General features: G+C 68.5%; 15 protein-coding genes and 1 pseudogene. 3 read left to right on the top strand and 13 right to left on the bottom strand.

Translation table 11 applies throughout. The features are described from left to right. From NXI30_28345 to NXI30_28335, 3 genes are all read right to left on the bottom strand, one after another. Positions 1-187, bottom strand: a 187-nt coding sequence (locus NXI30_28345) for a hypothetical protein (protein MCR9098149.1), incomplete at its 3' end; no start/stop codon positions are given. A gap of 1,749 nt (positions 188-1,936) precedes the next feature. Next, positions 1,937-2,278 carry a hypothetical protein gene (locus tag NXI30_28340; protein MCR9098148.1) on the bottom strand — a complete coding sequence of 114 codons (342 nt, stop codon included), beginning with the start codon at positions 2,276-2,278 and terminating at the stop codon, positions 1,937-1,939. A gap of 186 nt (positions 2,279-2,464) precedes the next feature. Then, positions 2,465-2,887: a hypothetical protein gene (locus tag NXI30_28335; protein MCR9098147.1), complete on the bottom strand. Its 423-nt coding sequence runs from the start codon at positions 2,885-2,887 to the stop codon at positions 2,465-2,467. Positions 2,888-2,996: 109 nt separating this feature from the next. Between NXI30_28335 and NXI30_28330 the strand changes: the two genes are divergently transcribed. After that, entirely contained in the window at positions 2,997-3,332 is a 336-nt protein-coding gene (locus tag NXI30_28330) for a hypothetical protein (protein MCR9098146.1), read from the top strand. 412 nt (positions 3,333-3,744) lie between these two features. Here NXI30_28330 and NXI30_28325 read toward each other — a convergent pair whose 3' ends face one another. From NXI30_28325 to NXI30_28315, 3 genes are all read right to left on the bottom strand, one after another. After that, the gene (locus tag NXI30_28325) at positions 3,745-4,143 is read right to left on the bottom strand and encodes a hypothetical protein (protein MCR9098145.1); all 399 of its coding nucleotides are present in this window, start codon (positions 4,141-4,143) and stop codon (positions 3,745-3,747) included. A gap of 217 nt (positions 4,144-4,360) precedes the next feature. After that, positions 4,361-4,618, bottom strand: a complete 258-nt coding sequence (locus NXI30_28320) for a hypothetical protein (GenBank protein ID MCR9098144.1) — start codon at positions 4,616-4,618, stop codon at positions 4,361-4,363. Between the two features lie 299 nt (positions 4,619-4,917). Then, a complete protein-coding gene (locus NXI30_28315; GenBank protein MCR9098143.1) occupies positions 4,918-5,124 on the bottom strand; it encodes a hypothetical protein in 207 nt (68 codons plus the stop codon). A gap of 1,092 nt (positions 5,125-6,216) precedes the next feature. Between NXI30_28315 and NXI30_28310 the strand changes: the two are divergent. Continuing rightward, positions 6,217-7,182 (top strand): annotated as a pseudogene (locus NXI30_28310) (integron integrase). 60 nt (positions 7,183-7,242) lie between these two features. On the opposite strand, the gene NXI30_28305 reads toward NXI30_28310, so the two are convergent. Both NXI30_28305 and NXI30_28300 read right to left on the bottom strand, forming a co-directional pair. After that, positions 7,243-8,586 (bottom strand): hypothetical protein, encoded by a 1,344-nt coding sequence (locus tag NXI30_28305; GenBank protein ID MCR9098142.1) that lies wholly within the window; start codon positions 8,584-8,586, stop codon positions 7,243-7,245. Further along, positions 8,583-10,676 (bottom strand): AAA family ATPase, encoded by a 2,094-nt coding sequence (locus NXI30_28300; protein MCR9098141.1) that lies wholly within the window; start codon positions 10,674-10,676, stop codon positions 8,583-8,585. The genes NXI30_28305 and NXI30_28300 overlap by 4 nt, the downstream gene beginning before the upstream one ends. Positions 10,677-10,823: 147 nt before the next feature. Between NXI30_28300 and NXI30_28295 the strand changes: the two genes are divergently transcribed. Next, on the top strand, positions 10,824-11,753 hold the full coding sequence (locus NXI30_28295; GenBank protein MCR9098140.1) for a hypothetical protein: 930 nt from the start codon (positions 10,824-10,826) through the stop codon (positions 11,751-11,753). Between the two features lie 92 nt (positions 11,754-11,845). Here the strand turns inward: NXI30_28295 and NXI30_28290 are convergent, their stop codons facing one another. The 5 genes from NXI30_28290 to NXI30_28270 form a co-directional block, all read right to left on the bottom strand. After that, on the bottom strand, positions 11,846-13,435 hold the full coding sequence (locus NXI30_28290; GenBank protein ID MCR9098139.1) for a hypothetical protein: 1,590 nt from the start codon (positions 13,433-13,435) through the stop codon (positions 11,846-11,848). Positions 13,436-13,857: 422 nt separating this feature from the next. Continuing rightward, on the bottom strand, positions 13,858-14,763 hold the full coding sequence (locus NXI30_28285) for a helical backbone metal receptor (GenBank protein MCR9098138.1): 906 nt from the start codon (positions 14,761-14,763) through the stop codon (positions 13,858-13,860). After that, positions 14,756-15,919 (bottom strand): TRC40/GET3/ArsA family transport-energizing ATPase, encoded by a 1,164-nt coding sequence (locus NXI30_28280; GenBank protein ID MCR9098137.1) that lies wholly within the window; start codon positions 15,917-15,919, stop codon positions 14,756-14,758. The genes NXI30_28285 and NXI30_28280 overlap by 8 nt, the downstream gene beginning before the upstream one ends. Further along, on the bottom strand, positions 15,916-17,109 hold the full coding sequence (locus NXI30_28275) for an ArsA family ATPase (GenBank protein ID MCR9098136.1): 1,194 nt from the start codon (positions 17,107-17,109) through the stop codon (positions 15,916-15,918). The genes NXI30_28280 and NXI30_28275 overlap by 4 nt, the downstream gene beginning before the upstream one ends. A gap of 82 nt (positions 17,110-17,191) precedes the next feature. After that, positions 17,192-17,686: a hypothetical protein gene (locus NXI30_28270; GenBank protein MCR9098135.1), complete on the bottom strand. Its 495-nt coding sequence runs from the start codon at positions 17,684-17,686 to the stop codon at positions 17,192-17,194. Between the last annotated feature and the right edge of the window lie 551 nt (positions 17,687-18,237).

The following is an 18,237-nucleotide window of genomic DNA, read 5'->3' as shown; positions in this document are numbered from 1 at the left end:
CGAGGCCGATCAGGAAGAAAGACAAGAGCCAGCCTAGAAACAGCCACTTCGAATGAGGCCAGAGGGAGTAGATCGATCGAGCGCCGAGCAGTCCGAACGTGACGAGCACGAGATCGAGAACAAGAATCGGATAGGAAACGATCTGCTCTGCGGAGACAACTCCCGCGATCAGGATCAGGAAGACCAAGAGCGAATAGCCGCCCAAAGCGAAGGCGAAGACTCGAACTCCGATTGGTCGCGTCTCAGGCACGGCGATAGACCTGCCGTCTAACGGATCAGCCCATAACCTGCAGGGGACGCCATCGTCGCCTGGTCGAGCCGATCAGGTTCGTCGCCAGAGTACTCGAGCCGCTTTCTCTTCGCCGACTAAGGCGAAGAGTCTGAGCGGCGGAGGCCGCTCACGTCTCGGCAAGCGCCCTGTCAGGTTCAGGGGCTTGTTATACGGCGCGCGACGGCAGAGTCGCGGCGAGGTCGTCCGAGGCCTTCGCCACCGCATCTCCTGAAGTCCCGAGGATATCGGCGGCTCGCCCTCCAGCGTCTCGTCTAGACACGGATCGTTTCGGATCGGACGGCGGCGACAGTAAGGCAGCCGCCCTCGCCTCTCGAGTCACTTCGAGACTTCGAAGCCCGTCGCCAGACTGCACAAGCCGACAGTCACCGTCAGGTGATGGCAGTCGGCGGAGGTCGCTCCAAGCTCCATCCTCAAAGCCTCCGCCAATCGGCGGCGAGCTCAACGGAGACTCGGAGACAGCAGCAGCCAGAGGTAGAGACCGCTTTCAGTCGCGTGCCGTATAACGGATCAGCCGCTAACCGGCGAGGTTCGCCGCAGGCGATCCGAGTCAAGTTCAGGGGCCGTCGCCAGACGGCAAGAGCCAGGTTCTTCCCGCTCTCAGCGGGAAGTTTGCCTGGCGGAGCCAGGGCAACGCAAGGCCAACTCCTCGTCCGGTTCAGCGGCTTGTTATACGGCGCGACGGCGCAACATCGAGGCTCGGAGTCCGATTGGCCGAGTCCCTATTCGGAGCCTGCTTCCGATCGGAAGCGGCCGGCCTGCGGGTCGACCAACGCGAGGCAGATTCAGCCGGGCGTCTCGGACAACCGAAGCCAACGAGTCGTCTCGAGCAAGCGACGGTCGAGACGGGCTTCGCCTGGATATCAAGGCCAACCAGGCCACGCAGAGTGGACCACCAAGCCGCATTCAGGCTCGAACTCTCAAGCCCCGGACGGCGAGTCTTCGAGGCGCCCAACAGCGACCGTCGCCCGCGCGGCAGAAACCCGCCTTCTTCGAAGTCGCGGGGGAGCGCCGTATAACGGATCAGCCGCTCACCTGCGGAGCTCGCCGGCGTCGACTCGATCGAGGTACGACGCAGCGTAGCCCAGCGCCTCGAGCGGCCTTGGGCCCGAAGGGCCAGGAGGCCGCGGACTTCCGATCGGAACTCGGCCAACTCTCCGTCAGGTGCAGCGGCTTGTTATACGGCGTGCTCGCGAGGGCGTACGATCAGCGCGCCGATCGAGACTCGTCGCAGCGAGCCTGATCGGCCATCTCGCAGACTTCAGCTCCGGAGACCCAGCATCCGCCGCGATCCAGACACCGGTCGACTTCGTCCGCGCAGGAGAAGAGAAGAAGCGCGGCGACGGCCGAGAGCAAAAGCCTCAGCCTGCCCCGTCGGCGGCTCGTGTCGGGGGGCCGCGAGGGGGCTTCTACCGCGGAGATAGTCGCGGAAGTTCCGAGCAAGATGGAAGAGCCCCCGATTCCTAGAAGCTGCCCGGGCATGCCGTATAACGGATCAGCCCATAACCTGCAGACTTCGCCGGCCAGGCCTGATCGAGGTACGGCGATCGTAGCCCAACGGCACGAGCGGCCTCGGACGCGAAGCGTCAGGAGGCCGCGGAGCCCCGCTCCAACCTCGGCCAACTGTCTGTCAGGTTCAGGGGCTTGTTATACGGCGGACACTGGCGCAGGCGGTCGTAGCGACAGTCCGAGGCACTCAAATTCGACCGATCCATGCGAGGCGAGATCGAACACCACCCTCCAGCGGCGCTCAGGCATCGGCTCGAATTCGACCTGCCAGGTAAGGAGACCGTTCACGCTTGTCTTGTAGTCGACGTCGAGCTTAAGCCCCATCGTCCAATGGCATACCAGCTCGACTGTCTCGGCGTTTGCAGGGGTGACGCGCACAACCAGGGTTGGATCGTCGAAGCGATCGTCCCAGTAGTAGCCGAGGAAGTCTGCGTCGGACCAAAAAAGCTGTTCGACCTCAGCGTCTGTCAGCGCATTCATCCGCGTCTGCCGTATAACGGATCAGCCCATAACCTGCAGACTTCGCCGGCACGGGCTGATCGAGGTATGGCGATCGTAGCCCAGCAGCACAAGCGGCCTTGGACGCGAAGCGTCAGGAGGCCGCGGAGCACCACTCCAACCTCGGCCAACTGTCTGTCAGGTTCAGGGGCTTGTTATACGGCGGATCTACGCGCCGCCGCCCCAAACCAGATAGGCGGCGTTCTCGCGAGCAGTCTCGCAGATCGAGATCGACTCTCTAAGGAACTGGCGGATTTCGTCGCGCGAGGCTTGCGCGTAGATCGGCGGCCCGAGCTCTTCGCCGGGTCGAAATTCGTAGCCGAGTTGAACGCGCCACTCAGGTCGAGCCGAGGAGAGCTCCTCGTACAGCGAGTTCAAACCCAGGATCACGGCGGCCAGAACGGCAGGGTCATTCGTGCAGGCGTCGTCGCTCTCGGATATCCCGAAGCCAACCTCGGAGTACAGGTAGTCGAGCCTCTTTTCTAGAAACCGCGCGGCGCCCTTGGATCGAAGACACGCGGAAGGCGCGCCATCCACCAAGGTTGCATTCGGTTCGTCAGCCTCGAATACGAGAAAGCTCCACCCGGTCATGCTCGACGCAACTAGATCTGCCGTATAACGGATCAGCCCATAACCTGCAGACCTCGCCGGCGCGGACTGATCGAGGTACGGCGATCGTAGCCAATCAGCACGAGCGGCCTTGGACGCGAAGCGTCAGGAGGCCGCGGAGCCCCGTTCCGAACTCCGCAAACTGTCTGTCAGGTTCAGGGGCTTGTTATACGGCGGACGACGCCACGAGTTATTCGACATCAGGGCGCCAGAGAACCTCAACGCCATCGGTCGGCGGTTCGCCGCACCACAACGAGATCCGGGGCCCGTCTCTGACCGCAGCGTCGGCGCCATACACGACCAGATCGAGAAAGTGGTCGAGACACCCCACAAGCCTGAGATTGACTTGGCCAGGTGGATAGATTGCTCCGCGAACGGCAATCACGCCGAGATCAGAGAACTCGGCCGGAATTTCGTTCTCGCGTAGGTTGCGATTCATTGGGCCAAGTCGGCGAACATCGTCGAAGAGCCGAGCGAGTCTCGCTTGCGGGATCTCACGGGCGGCTTGCGCTCCTCGCGAGTCACATTCGCACGCCGGAGCGAGAAGTACGAAGGCGCCGAAAAGCAAGAGAGAAACGGTAAGAACGACACCTAGGATCCACAAGAGAATCCGTCGAGTTCGCACACGACCTCCCGGGCGGCCGGCGCGGGGTCTGCCGTATAACGGATCAGCCCATAACCTGCAGACTTCGCCGGCGTCGGGCTGATCGAGGTACGGCGATCTTAGCCAATCGGCACGAGCGGACTTGGGCGCGAAGCGCCAGGGGGCCGCGGAGCACCGTTCCCAACTCGGCCAACTGTCTGTCAGGTTCAGGGGCTTGTTATACGGCGGCGAATACTTAGTCGCCTGAAAATTCGACACCCGAACCCACCTCTCTCGCGAGTTCGACCAGAGAAGCGAGCTTCTCGAGCCAGAGTTCAAGATCTCCTCTCCGAACAAGCTGGGAATGGATCGTCTTGGTCGAGCCAGCGAGCGAGACGCCGCAGTGCTGTTGCCACTCGGGCGGGCTGGAAGCCAACCGGGCCTTGCAGTCCGAGATCAGCTTCTCAAGTAGGGGCAACTCTGAGCTACGGAACGCCACGTCTCCGTAGAGATCAACGTACTTTCCGTGGCTTGCCCGGAGCGCGTCGATCAGGGGCCAGAGAAACCAGTAGTGGGCCTCGTTCTCAAGCGACATCGACGACCGCTCTTGATCGGCGTCCGGCCGCGGCTTCATCAGTCGAATGTCGATCGCCATAGCAGAAGCCGTTCGCGGCCGTATAACGGATCAGCCCATAACCTGCAGACCTCGCCGGCGCGGACTGATCGAGGTACGGCGAGCGTAGCCCAGCGGCACGAGCGGCCTTGGACCCGAAGGGTCAGGAGGCCGCGGAGCCCCGTTCCCAACTCGGCCAACTGTCTGTCAGGTTCAGGGGCTTGTTATACGGCGTGTCCGCGGTACCGCCAGGATCAAATCAGCAACCCGAGGACTCCTTGGGATGTCGCGCCCGGTATTCGCGCGCAATCTCAAGTCGCCCCTCCAGCGATTCCCGAGCGGCGTCCGACAAGTCATTCGAGAGCATCGATTCCGCTTGATTCAGCTCGCCATCTAAGATGAGCTCGAGCGAGCAGATAGCCTCCTGGGTTTCGCCCTCGCGAAGCTCGTCGAGCGCGAGTGTCAGCATCATCAACTCGACGCTGCCCGTCGCCAGCAAGTCCATACTGTCCTGCATGGCTTCCGAGATACATCCGTTGCATCGAGCAACGTCTACGACTTCGCAGCTCAGCAACACCAGACTAAGAATCGCGATAGCTAGGCGCATCGAGACATGCCGTATAACGGATCAGCCCATAACCTGCAGACTTCGCCGGCGTGGACTGGTCGAGGTACGGCGATCGTAGCCCAGCGGCACGAGCGGCCTTGGACGCGAAGCGTCAGGAGGCCGCGGAGCCCCGCTCCAACCTCGGCTAACTGTCTGTCAGGTTCAGGGGCTTGTTATACGGCGGGCGCCGGGCGAACTCGGATCCCCGTCTAGTTGGGCCGCGGCTCACCGACGTCACCGATCGTGCCTCCGAGATCGTCCAGGATCTCGACGCTTCGCGCCTCGCAGACGTCGTAGACCAGAGAAGCCGCCAGGCAGTGGTTAGTCTCCTCCGGGAGTCCGGGATCGCAATAGTGGGCCAGAGCCTCGCGGGAGTAGCACCCCCAATAGGTAGGCGCGCCGCTCGACGGAATCACTCGAACCCGACGCCCTTCGCAGATCGCACCTTCGGGAATTCTTCGCGGAAACGCGAACAGAAAAACTGGGCACTCTGGGGCAGACACTTGGACGCTCGAGTCAGGTTCAGCCGAGGAGGGTGACAGACCTGCGCAGGCAAGGCCGAACACGCAACCGAGAAGTGCGAGGGCGCGAATACAGCTCAATCGCGTCTGCCGTATAACGGATCAGCCGATCACCTGCAGACTTCGCTGGCGCCGTACCGATCGAGAGACTCAGATCGTAGCCAATCGGCTAGAGCCGCCTTCCGCGTCCCGAAGGGACGTGGATCTGGGCGGCGGAGCCCACTCCTACCTCGGCCAACTGTCTGTCAGGTGCAGCGGCTTGTTATGCGGCGTCTCCGGCGGGTTGGATCGGACCGATTTCTCAGGTTTGGGAACCGTCTCCGCGGTTTCTTCCCGTCAAAAGAGCTCCGATTCTGACGGTTGAGTACACAGCGCCAGGAATCCAGAAACAGTATCCGTAGGCGCACACGTCCTCGAATCGGCAGACTCTCTCAGGGATGGGCATCGGAGACTCGGAAAGGGCGAGATCTAGCGCCAGCAAGATCGCGAGGGGAACAGCGAAGAAGGTGGTCAGATAGGAGAGCTCTCTCCGGAGTGCCTTCATCGAGAGTCTCAAGCTCTCCGCCAGGAGATGCCGCATAACTAGTTAGTAACCTGACAGCCGCACATCGGCTGCGCATGGATCATCCTCGATATTCCGACCCGGTTCAATCGCGCATTCCCCGAAGGCGATTCGTTCCAGCTCCATCCGAGTCGAACGGGGCCGGATGAGGGTGCCGCCACCTCCCCGCATGTTGCCGTGTTATTCGATAACGCGGCAGAGCGGTGCGAAAGGGCCTCGGTCTGGCGCATGGATGCGCGTGAACCGGTGTTCATGAGTTGGCGCGCGGGACCGGGTCGAGTACATCGATTCGGGCAGGTCTTGGACTTCGGTGGGGCGAACGAATGGTGCGGTTTCCGATTGAGGATCTCGATTCCGGAGGATCGGAGAGCGATCGTGAAACGAGCCGACGGGAATCTGCCGGCGCCGGCCGCCGCCCGCCCCGTCTCCTTGATCAGCTTCGCGAGCAGCTCCGGCTGCGCCATCGCTCTCGGGCGACGGAGCGATCCTATGTCGACTGGGTGAAGCGGTTCATCCGGTTCCATGCGCTGCGCCATCCGAAGGATCTCGGGCGGGCGGAGATCGAGGCGTTTCTTTCGCATCTGGCGATGGATCGAGACGTCGCGGCGAGTACGCAGAACCAGGCGCTGAACGCGATCCTCTTTCTCTATCGCTACGTGATTCGTCGCGAGATCGGGGATCTGTCCGGGATGGTTCGAGCACGGCGGCCAGCGCGGTTGCCCGTGGTGCTGACGCCGGAGGAGGCGGAGGCGGTGATCGCGGATCTCGAGGGGGATTCGTGGTGTATCGCGCTGCTCTTGTGGGGAGGCGGATTGCGACTGTTGGAGGCGCTTCGGCTGAGGATCCATGACGTGGACTTCGCTCGGCGGGAGCTTCGGATTCGGGACGGGAAGGGGCGGCGGGATCGGCTGACGGTGTTGCCGGATCGGGCGGTGGAGCCACTTCGGGCTCGGATCCTCGCTTCGAAGAAGCTCCATCGGGCCGACCTCGCGGAGGGGTTCGGGGAGGCGGAGCTGCCGGATGCGCTCGCGCGGAAGTATCCGCGGGCCGGCTTCGAGCCCGGGTGGCAGTACGTGTTCCCTGCGGAGGCGCGGTCCGCTTGTCCGCGGACGGGGCGGATCGGGCGTCATCACGTGTTCGAGACGACGGTCCAGCGCCACGTGAAGCGGGCGGCAGCGGAGGCGGGGATCACGAAGCGGGTCACTCCGCACACGTTCCGGCACAGCTTCGCGACCGCGCTCCTCGAATCCGGCTACGACATCCGGACGGTCCAGGAGCTGCTCGGCCATCGGAGCGTGAACACGACGATGATCTACACCCACGTGCTCAATCGCGGAGGACGAGGGGTGCGCAGTCCGGCGGATCGCTTCGGGGGCGGAGGGCGGCGCTAGTCGGAGGGGTCGATCTGGGAGTGAAGCGAGGGGGAGGCGACGAACGGGCCGCCGCGGCGTCTAGCTCCCCTTCCCGACCCGGCGGCGGAGCTCGACTTCGCCGGCTTCGAAGAGGACGGCGGAGGGGGTGATCTCCTTGACCACGAGGGCGCCGATCGCGTCGCCCTCTTGGAGGGTCATGACCTCTTTGCTCGCTTCGACGCGGATGCGGGCGGAGCGGCGGGTGGTGTCGGGATGCCAGGAAGTGCGGAGGACGGTCACGTCGGGCACGTCGGGGCGGGTGACGCGCTCGATCGGCTTCGCGTCGGTGGTCTTCGCGACCGGCCGATCGTCGGAGGCGATCGGATCGCGGGCGGAGCGCTCGCGGGCCACCGGGGGCGGGCCGGCCGCGGGCCGCACGCTCGCGCGGTCGACCTGCTTTGGCGGCGGCGGGAGGGCTCGCTTCGGTGCGGGAGCGGACGCGCTCGGGGCCGACGCGGAGGGCTTCGGCGTGGCGCGCGAGGTCGTGGGCGGCCGGGCGGGCTTCGGAGTCCGGGTCGGCTCGACGAGCGCGAGCTCGACGGGCGGCTCGGAGGTCCGGGTGGCGCGCGGCGGGGTGGGTTCGGCGCGGGCCGGGCTCGGCGGCGGGGTGGGCTCCGCGCGGGCCGGGCTCGGCGGCGGGGTGGGCTCCGCGCGGGCCGGGCTCGGCGGCGCGGCGACCGGGAGATCGGCGACGGCGACGCCCTCGGCTCGTGCCACACGGCTCGGCTTCGGCGCCGGGACACGGCTCGAGGACGCGTCCGCCGCGGCGGAATCGGCGGCCGCGACGGCGACCGCGGTCGCGGCGGCGCCGGCGCCGGCGGAAGTGGTTCGAGTCGCCGCCGTGGTGGCGGCTCTTCGCGCGTCGGCAGCGGCGCGAGCGTCGGCCTCCGCTTCGACTTCCGCCTGGGTCGCCGCTCGGGCCTCCGTTTCGTCCTGGACGGCGCGCGCGGCGGTCGCGGGCCGGTCCGGCCCTTCGGCGCGGGGCGGCGGATCCGCCGGTGCCGGGGAGGCCACGGGCGCGCGAGCGACGGAGACCGTTTCTTCCGAACCGGTCGGCGCCGGCGCTTCGGTCGAATCGAGGAGCGCGGGGATCACCATCACACCGATCACGAGCGCGACCAGCCCGGCCGCGGCCAGCGGCGCGTGACGAAGCAGCGGCGCGGGCATCGAGTCGCTGGGCTCGGCGGCGTCCACGTCGGGTACGGCGGCGTCGCGAGCGGCCTCGCGGACGAGCTGATTCGCCCGCTCTTCGGCGAGGATGCGACCGCGGAGGTCGTCCGTGCTCGAGGCGGCGGCGGCCGCGTCCGTCGTGTTCGCGGCGGGTTCCGGCTCGGCGGGCTGGTCTTCTTCGAGTCGTCGCAGCGCCTTGAGGATCGTGCTCATCCTCGGCCCCCTCCCGGAGCGTTCGGCTCGGGGGGCGAAGCCGGGGTGGATTCGGTGGCTCGGTCGGCGCGCACGGGACGGGCGTCGCGGGCGAGCGGGGACGGCGCGCGCTCGGAGAGACGCGGGACCGGGTAGCGGGTCATGCCCGCATAGAGCGCGATCTGCGTGAGCGGACCGGCCACGCCGTCGGCGACGAGGCCGGCGTCGACCTGGAGGCGGCGGACGGCTTCGGTCGTCGCGTCGTCGTAGCGGCTGTTGAGCGCGCCTTCGAAGAAGCGGAGCTCGGCGAGGCCGCGCTGGAGCCAGCGCACGCCCTGTCCCTCGTCGTCGATCGTCAGGACTGGCGGGACGGGCTCGAAGCGTTCCCAGACGACGATGCCGGTCTCGAGCCAGTGGGCCTCGAGGTCGTCGACGGTCACGGTCACGACCTGGCCGGGCACGAGGCCCGCGACCCGGGCGCGGTCGTCCTCGAAGCCGATCACCGCGAGCCAACGCTGTCGGTCGGTCGTCGCCGAAGGGCGCTCGTCCGCGCCGCGATCGACGGACGCGGCGAGGGGGATCGCGAAGGGATGATCGAGGCGACGCAGGAGCGCGAGGGAGCCGCCGTCGAAGGGCGTCGCGGTCAGGCCGCGGGATTCGAAGGCGCGCTGGAGGGCGTTCGGGTCCCGGGGCCGATCGGCCAGTGAGTCGACCGCGCGACCGAATCGGTCGAGCACGACCTCGTGGGTCTCGGCGAGGGCGGCCGACGCGGCCCGGCGCTCGAGGAGCTGCGCGAGCAGCCCCGGCGAGAGGGCAGCTTCGCCGACCGGTTCGCTCGCCCCGGACAGACCGGCGCGAAGGGCCTCCTCGGCGCGCGCCGTCGCTTCGGGATCGACCAGCTGATCGCGGACCTCGCCGGGCATGTAGCCGATCAGCTCGACGACCGTCGGGCCGTCGCCGCTTCCGTTCTCGTTCCCGGGGCCGCCCGCCGAGGGCGCGCCCCGCGAGACGACCCGGCCGTCGGGCGCGATGACCGTGATGTCGTTGTCGGCGGAGATCGGCCGCGTCGGCGCCGGCGCACCGACCGCAGGCAGCCCGCCCTCCCCCGGTCCGGCCTCGCGTTCGCGGTCGTCCTTCGAGAGCGCGGCGGTCATCGGCTGGAGGAGGCCCGAACGCCCGACCTGCAGGCCCGCGTAGAGCGCTCCGCCCACCACGAGCGCCGCGAAAGCGACGAACATCCACGGGCGGAAGAACGAGGCCAGGCGCCCGCCGGATTCGGTCGGGCCGCTTCGTTCGTGGCGCAGGCGCGCGTCCGGGATCTCTCGCGCGGCTTCGCGAACGAGGCGCGGACCGATCTTCGCCGCGCGGGCCGCGTAGCCTGCCAGGAGCGCGCGATCGCAGAGCTGGTTCACGAGGCGGGGGACCCCGCCCGTGCGGCGGTGCACTTCCTTGAGCGCCGCTTCGCTGAAGAGGTCCTTCGGCTCGCCGGCGGCGACGGACAGGCGATGACGCACGTAGGCGCGGGTCTCGGCCGGGGAGAGCGGGTCGAGCTTCCAGCGCACGCTGATGCGCTGGCGCAGCTGGCGAAGCCCGCGCTCGTCGAGCTTGCGGTCGAGCTCGGGCTGCCCGAGGAGCAGGATCTGGATCAGCTTGTCGCGGCTCGTCTCGAGATTCGAGAGGAGACGAACCTGCTCGAGGGTGTTCTCCGAAAGCGTCTGCGCCTCGTCGATGATGAGGAGCACGCGCTTGCCGCGACGCTTCTGTTCGAGCAGGAACGTGTTGAGCTGGTGCATCAACGCGCGCCGCGCGAGGCCCTCCGCCGGCAGTCCGAACTCGGCGCAGATCGACTGCAGCAGCTCGAGGGCGGTCCGACTCGGGTTGAAGAGGAAGGCGAGCTCGGTGTCGCCGTCGAGTCGCTCGAGGAGCGTCCGGCAGAGCGTGGTCTTGCCCGTTCCGACTTCGCCCGTGACCGAGATGAACCCCTCCCCCTGCTCGATCCCATACAGGAGATGGGCGAGCGCCTCGCGGTGGGAGCCGGCGAGATACAGGAAGCGGGGATCGGGGCTCAGCGCGAAGGGCTTTTCACGCAGGCCGTAGAACGCGGTATACATCGTTTAGGGTTCGGCTGGAATTCCGGGGGCGGAGTCTAACTCATTGAAATCTCGAACGAATCGTGAGCGATTCCCTCGGTTTGAGAGGCTCGCTGCGAGTCGGGGGTTCCCGACCCGGAGAACGCGGGCGCTCGAGGAGAATCCGGCTTGAGCGAGGCGGCGCACGACACGGACGAGAGCCTGCTCGGGGACTTCGCGCCCTTCGGCGCGTTCGATCCGGCGCGCTTCACGGGCGACCCGGCGCTGTCCGTCGGGCTCGACGCGGGCGCGACGCTGACCAAGCTCTGCGTGCGGACCGGCGACGGCCGCCTCGCCTTCGCGGACTGGCGATCGAGCGAGACCGAACGCGCCGTCGAAATCCTCGAGGCCCTCGCGCCGAGACATCTCGGGCTCACCGGCTGCGGCGCGGGTGCCCTCGCCGCGAAGCTCGACCGCGATGTGTCGAGTCCGATCGAGTTCCAGGCCTGGGCGCGCGGCGCCGACGAGATGCTCGCGCGGACCGGCCGGAATCGGGACGCGCCCTATCTCCTCGTCGCGGTCGGAACCGGGACGTCGGCGCTCCGGGTCGACGGCGAGGACGTCGAGCGCATGGGCGGCACGGCCCTCGGTGGCGGCGCCGCCCTCGGGCTCGGCCACGCGCTCCTCGGGGTCCGCACGGCGGAGGAGCTGAACGCGCTCGGGCTCCGCGGCAACCGGCAGAGCGTCGACCTCATGGTCGGCGATCTCTTCGAAGACGTCGCCGACGTCGGGGCGATCATCGCCTCGTCCTTCGGCAAGCTCGCGCGGCGCGCCGAGGACGAGAACGCCGAAGACCCGTCGCGGGAGGACCTCGCCGCCGCGGTGCTCGGGATCGTCTCCGACAACATCGGCCTGCTCGCGAGCGCGTATGCGCGCGCCGCCGCCGTCGACCGGATCGTCTACGGCGGCTCGACCTTCCTCGTCCATCCGCAGTTCGCCGACGTCGCCCGGGGCTTCGGGCTGGTCAACGGGATGGAGTCGATCGTGCTGACACGGGGTGGACATGCGGGTTGTCTCGGTGCGATGAAGATCGCGCGGCGCGAGGCAGAGGCCGCCTAACAAGAAGTGGAGAGCCGGAACGAAGAACGCGCGTCCTGCAAGCAAGACGCGCGTCCTCGGTTCGGTTCGGGCGCGAAGCCCGTCGCGTACGGTTATTCCGGCGTGGGCTCGCGGAGCGCGGGCTCGGTGGCCTCCTGCTCGGCAGCCTCGTCTTCGCCGCGACCGAGGTTGCGGACCGCGCGCTGGGTGCGGGCGATCGCCGCGCGCTGGACGCGCAGCTCCTCGGTCTGGGCCGCGACCTGGCGCTCGAGCCGGTCACGCGCATCGACGAGCTCGTCGCAGCGGGCCTCGAGGGCCTCCATGCGGCGGGTCATCTCCGCGAACATCGCCTGGACGTCGTCCGTGGCCCCACCCACCACCGGCGGCATCGCCGGGGCACCGAGGCTCTCGTTCACCTGCTCACGCGAAATCACTTCCATGTCGTCCATGTCGTTCTCCTCGGAGTCGAACACCACCGACTCCGACTCTTTCTCTTCGTCCGGGACCGCGACCACCGTCGTCTCGTCCCCATCCATCATCCCGGGCGCCACCGTCTGGTCGTCGGGGCCACCCAGGAGCGTCTGCTCTTCGTCCGGGCTCGCGAAGGGGTTGGCCTCGGCGCTCGCGTCGTCGCTGCCGAAGCCGTCCTCTTCCCCGTCCCAGTCGTCGCCACCGCTCGCGCCACCGCGTCGCTTCATGAAGAAGAACGCGCCGCCCGCCAGCAGCAAGGCCGCACCGCCCGCCAGGGCGTAGGTCGAAAAGCCGCCGCCCTCGTCGGGCGTCGACTTCGCGACCATCGGGCGCGGCGTCTTCGGCTTCGCCGGCTGGCTCGGCGCCGGCGCGGAGGCCGGTTCCGGGTTCAGCTCGGCGAGGGCCTTGTCGACGTCGAACGCCTCGGAATCCCCGGTGTCGTACGCCGCGGGCATCTCGTCCGCCGCGTCGGCCACTGCGGTCTGCGGGTCCACGCCTTCGAGCGCCGCCTCGGCATCCTCGACCGCGTCCTCCACGACCTCGGCTGCTTCCGTGCGCGCGACCTCGATCGGCGTCGGCTCGGGCTCCACGGCCGGAGCGGGCTCCGGCTCCTCGAACGCGATCTCCGGTTCCGCTTCGACTTCGGCCTTCGGCGTCGCCGCTTCGGGCTCGATGCCGGCGACGATGTTGTCGAAGGCCTCGTCCTCGTCGGTCGCCTTCTGCGTCGCAGAGGGCGCGGGCGTCGGCGCGGGAGCGGGCTTCGCTTCCGCGACCTTCGCGATCGCCTGGTCGTCCAGCAGATCGAGCACGATCCGCGGCGGGTTCGTCAGGATCATCTCCTTCAGTCGGAGACCGTCCCGGGAGAGCCGCACGCGGGCGGTCGATCGTCGGCCGTTCGGCTCGAGATCGACCTGCTCGATCAGCATCTTCTTCTTCGAGATGGAGCGCGGGATGGAGGACGCTTCCAGGGAAACGATCAGCTCCGCGACCTCCATCGACGGGTCGGAACGCTCGATGCGATAGCCGGCCGCGCGATCGAGCTCGAAGACGACGCGGGTGAACGTGGGATGTCTCCCGACCCGGACCTCGACGACCTCGGCCGCCAGCGCGGGAACCGCACAGACGAGCAGCCCGAGCGCCACGAACAGGGTCCATCCCCTGCCGCCGCCTCCCGGGCTTCGGAGTCGGGTTCGCTCACCCGCTCCGAGTCGATGGAATAGATGGTTGGTCATTTCGCCTGGCACCTCCCTGTGCACCCGAGACTTGCGAGGACGCCACCGCAGGCGGCGCGTCCTCGCCCGTCGCGCGCCTCCGGATCCGGGATTCGCAATGGAATGGCCCGTTTCGAACCGAAATTGCGCGAGAGCTACGTCCCTCTATCGGGAGGCGTTCGCTCCTTCTTGATGGGAGAGTTGCGAGGAAGTTGCCTGTTGCTGGAGTTTCGCGATGAAGTCGTGGCCGGGCTACCCGACCTGATTTCACCCCGGAAGATGCACAGCGCGGACCGGATCCCCGTCCGTGCTCTCCACGCCACGCTGCCGCAGGCTGAATTCCGTTCCCGCCCCCCAACGAGCCCGGATTCCTCTGGCGAACTCCGCTCGAGGCCAGGACCCGGGGCCACCTCCGGCCTCTCGGCCGGCGCCCCCGAGCGCTCTCAGGCGCTCGCAAAAATCTTTGCAAGTACCTGAATTGCCTCGGCGATACGCGGACCGTACCACGAGACGAGCGTGCCGTCGATCAGATGGACCCGACCCGTGCGGGCGGCGGCGCAGTCGGTCGCCAGAAGCGCCTCCCGGTCGGCCTCCGCGAACGCGTAGGGCTCGTCCGGCAGCAGGATCACTTCCGGGTCGAGCGCGACGACCGCCTCGAGCTCGACCCTCGGATAGCGGCGATCCGCCCGGCCGCGAACGGCCGCCGCTTCGACCTCCCCGAAGAGATTGCGGCCGCCGCAGAGCGAGATCATGTCGTCGATGTAGGTGTCGCCCCCGATCGTCATCCACGGGTCACGCCAGATCGGACAGAAGACCCGCGGCGGCCGGGCCGGCCGGCCGCACTCTGCCCGCGCGACTGCTTCGAGACAGGGCGCGACGTGCTCGGCCCGCGCCGCCTCGCTCGCGCCCAGGTCGGCGAGCTCTTCGAGGAGTTCCGCCCCCTCACGCACCGTCCGCGGATACGTGACCCAGACGTCGACGCCCTGCTCGGCGAGCTTCCGGACGACCCGCGCCGTGTTCTCTTCCTCGTTCGCGATCACGAGATCCGGCGCGACCGCGACGATCGTGTCGACGGCGGCGTCCTTCGTCCCCCCGACTTTCGCGATCGCCTCGAAAGCGCCCGCCGGATGGACACAAAAGTCGGTCACCCCGACCAACCGATCCCCGAGACCGAGGACGTGGAGCGCCTCGGACAGGCTCGGCACGAGGCTGACGATCCGCCTACGCGGGGCTGCTCCGAGGCGATCGCGCGAGGCGTGGACGCGCGGATGAGCGCGAAGCGCTTCGATCGAGTCGACCGTCTCCGTCTCGCGCTCGGTCGTCTCGGTCTCGGTCCCCGACTCAGCCATCGGCGAAGGAGATCTCGAGGGTCGGCTCGCGGAGGCGAACGCGTTCGACGTCGCGACCGACGAGCGAATCCGGCAGGTGGATCGAGCGTCGCCCGTCGCGCACGCGCAGGTGGAGATCGGCGCCCTTCACGAGGACTTCGATCTCCTCCTTCGAGATCCCCGGAAGATCGATCTCGAGGCGCGTTCGGCCCCCTGCCCTTCGAATTCGAAGGGGACGGCCCGGGTGGAGTCGGGCCGCGGGATCCACGTCGCCGAAGAGATCGCGGCCGAGCGCGGCGAGCGCCGGGGCGCCGAGGACTTCCTTCGCCTGGAGCGACGCGCGTCGGATCGGAACGGGGAAGCTCCGCTCGATCGCCGCGAGCTCTTCTTCTTCGCGCGCCCGCCAGCTCTTGAAGTAGCCCCCCGCCGCGACCTCCGGAAGCAGCCGATTGACGAGGACCGCGTCGGTCGCGATTCCGTAGAGCGAGAGATAGGCGAACGATCGGCGCGTCTCGTCGACGACCACGCGGGTCGGGTTCACGACCAGCCGCGCGCTGGTCCGTTCGCCGTCGAGCAGGATCCGTTGGACGTCGTCGATCTCCTCGTAGAGCCGCTCGAAGGCGTCGAAGAACGCCTCCTCCGGAATGATCCCGCCGCCCCCGAGCCCGCGCACGACCGGGCGCAGGACCCGCGCCCCGCGTCGTTCGATCTCGAAGAACTGCGTCATGAAGATCCGCAGCGCGTCGGGGAAACGGAGCAGCCGCATCGTCGAACCGGTCGGCGCGCAATCCACCACGCAGGTGTCGAACTCGCCGCTCGCCTCCGCCTCGCGGACCGCGCGGAGCGCCATCAGCTCTTCGATCCCGGGGAACGCGAGCAGCTCCTCGGCGACGAGCGCGTCCGCGTCCTCCCGGATCAATTCCCGAAGCCACGCCTGGACCGGCGTCCAGGCCCGGTCGAGCTCGGTCTGCGCCCGGATCTCCCGCGCCCACACGCCCTCGGCGACGCGCTTCATGTCGGGTCCGACCGGAACGGCCAGCGCGTCGGCCAGGCTGTGCGCCGGATCCGTCGACAGAACGCACACGCGATGGCCGTGCTCCGCCGCCGCGAGCGCCGTCGCGAGCGCGAGGGTCGTCTTCCCGACGCCGCCCTTGCCGGTATGGAGCAGGACCCTCATGCCGGGACGCCTCCCGGCGCCTCGGGCTCGCCGAAGGCGACCACGAGCGCGCTGTCTTCGAATGCCACGCGCTCGACCTCGAGCCGCGCGAAGCCGGCGGGCAGCGCGATCCGGCGCCGGCGACCGGCGATTCCGATCACGAGCTCGTCGTCGATCCGGGCGACGTCGAGGCTCGCCCGATCGTGGCCGACGATCGGGAGCCGGAGGGCGGTGCCGGCCTCGCCTTGCTCGAAGCGGAGACCGAGCCCCGCGCCGAGCCTTGCGGAAGGGGCGCGCTCTGCGAAGAGCCGCGCGCCGTGATCGGCCAGCGCCGCGACGCCGCGCACCTCGTCCTCGGCGAGGGGGGCTTCGAGGATCGGGAGCGGTGCGAACGCCGCCTCGACCTCGGCGCGCCGCTCTTCCTGCGCGCGGCCCCAGTCCCGGAAGAACGCCTCTTCGAGGGCCGCCGCCGGCAGCATCCGGTTCATCACGACGGCGTCGATCCCCAGCTCGAAGAGCGCCAGGTCCGTGAGCGCCCGCCGCGCCTCGTCGATCACCATCGACTCCGGCGTCAGCACGATCCGCACGCTCGTCTCGTCCGAGAGCAGGCGCGTGCGCAGCCGGCCGAGGGTTTCGAAGAGGAGCTGCTCCGCCTCGGCGAAGACGTCGGCCTTCGGAAGCGGAACACCGACGAGGCCGCGAGCGACCGGCTCGGCGACGTGGGCCGCGGCGCGTTGCAGCCGCAGGAGCCAGCGCATGCCGCCGTGGGCGACCTCGGGGAGCGTCACCAGCCGAAGCGTGCTCCCGGTCGGGGCGCAGTCGACGACGATCAGGTCGTAGCGCCCGCTCGCCGCGAAGTCCTCGACGCTGACCAGGGTCGCCAGCTCTTCCGCGCCCGGGAGCAACGCGAGCTCCTCGGCGACGACCTCGTCGATCCCCTGATGGCGGAGCAGGTTCACGAGGTATTCACGGACGCGACCCCAATGGGTCTCGATCACGTGTCGCGCCTCGACCTCGCAGGCGTCGAGCCCGGGCGCCACCGCCGTCGGGGTCGGCCCGAGCCGCTCGCCCAACACGTCGCCCAGACTATGCGCCGCGTCCGCCGACACCACGAGCACACGCTCGCCCCGCGCCGCGGCGCAGGCCGCCGTGGCGGCCGCCGTCGTCGTCTTCCCGACGCCGCCCTTGCCCGTATAGAGGAGCAGCCGCATGCGGTGAACGTATCACGTTCGTCGCCACACCCTCGAATTCGAGGGGCAGGTGGCGCCTCCCCGCCTTCTTCGGTCGCCCTCGCTAGCGAGTCGGCGACACGCCCGCCGGGCTCCGTCGCTCCATCGCCCCGCCGAGCGCCGCGAAGCGCCGCGCCGGCTTCTCGGTCCAGCGATGGTCGCAGTGGAGACACTCGGAGAGCCGGAGCGAGCCGCCGGGCCGCGCGACCTCGTCCGCGGTCACGGTCGTGCTCGCGCAGACCGGACAGCTCGCCGGCATCGCCGGAAGCGCCCGCAGTCGCCGCGCCGGCCGCGCCGCACCCGGCTCGAACGCCGGAGCCGCGGCCGTCCATCGCGCCCGCCGGCGATCCGACGGGAGCGGCGCACTCGCGAACATCTCCTCGACGCGCGCGCGCTCCGCCGCGTTGCGCTCCCGCGCCGTCTGTCGGTCGCGCGCGCTCGCCAGCCGGCCGTAGCCCGCGGCACCGCCGCGCACGCGAGCGCTCTTTCGGGATAGACCGGTTCGCCCGTTTCGGGTTCCGGTCGCGGGGGTGGATCGATTGTTGGGGGTGGAGTTCATGACCAGTGTCTCCCTGGGACGCGTGTTTCTGTACTCGTTCGATTCATCCGTCGTTTCGTTCACCCGGACCATCCCGGTCCGGTCTCTCATCGCGTGTTCTCGATCGCTCCTCGTATCGGGATCTCTCCGAAACGAAGAGCGAGTGGCGCCGTATCCAGTTCCGTTCTCTCTCCTGACTCCTTCCGGACTCCGTCCAGACTCCTTGATGTGTAAGTGGCCGCGGCGCCCGCTTGGGTCACACACCGCGTGACGGGAGTCGTCCGAGAACGGATGCGTTCCGCATCCGTTCTCGCTTCCGCCATACCTGGGGGGTCGACGAATCGCGAAGCCGGTGAACAGGAGGTCCTGGGGGACTGAGCCACCGACTGGCGACGGGACGACCCCCGCCACGCGGCGTCGAACGCGATCGGCCCGGACCCGGGTCCTGTCTACCTGCTACCACCTGCTGGCTGCTGGCTACGCGAACCCCAGCTGGGGGCTGGGGTGTGGGGCTTCGCTCGAGGACTCGGAGGGCCATCTCGCCCGACATCCCGAGAATGCCCCCGCCCCGT

Source organism: bacterium (assembly GCA_024742285.1).
Taxonomy (GTDB): domain Bacteria; phylum Myxococcota_A; class UBA9160; order UBA9160; family UBA4427; genus UBA4427.
The sequence above is the reverse complement of the archived record's forward strand: the minus strand, read 5'-3'. Positions and strand labels throughout refer to the sequence as shown.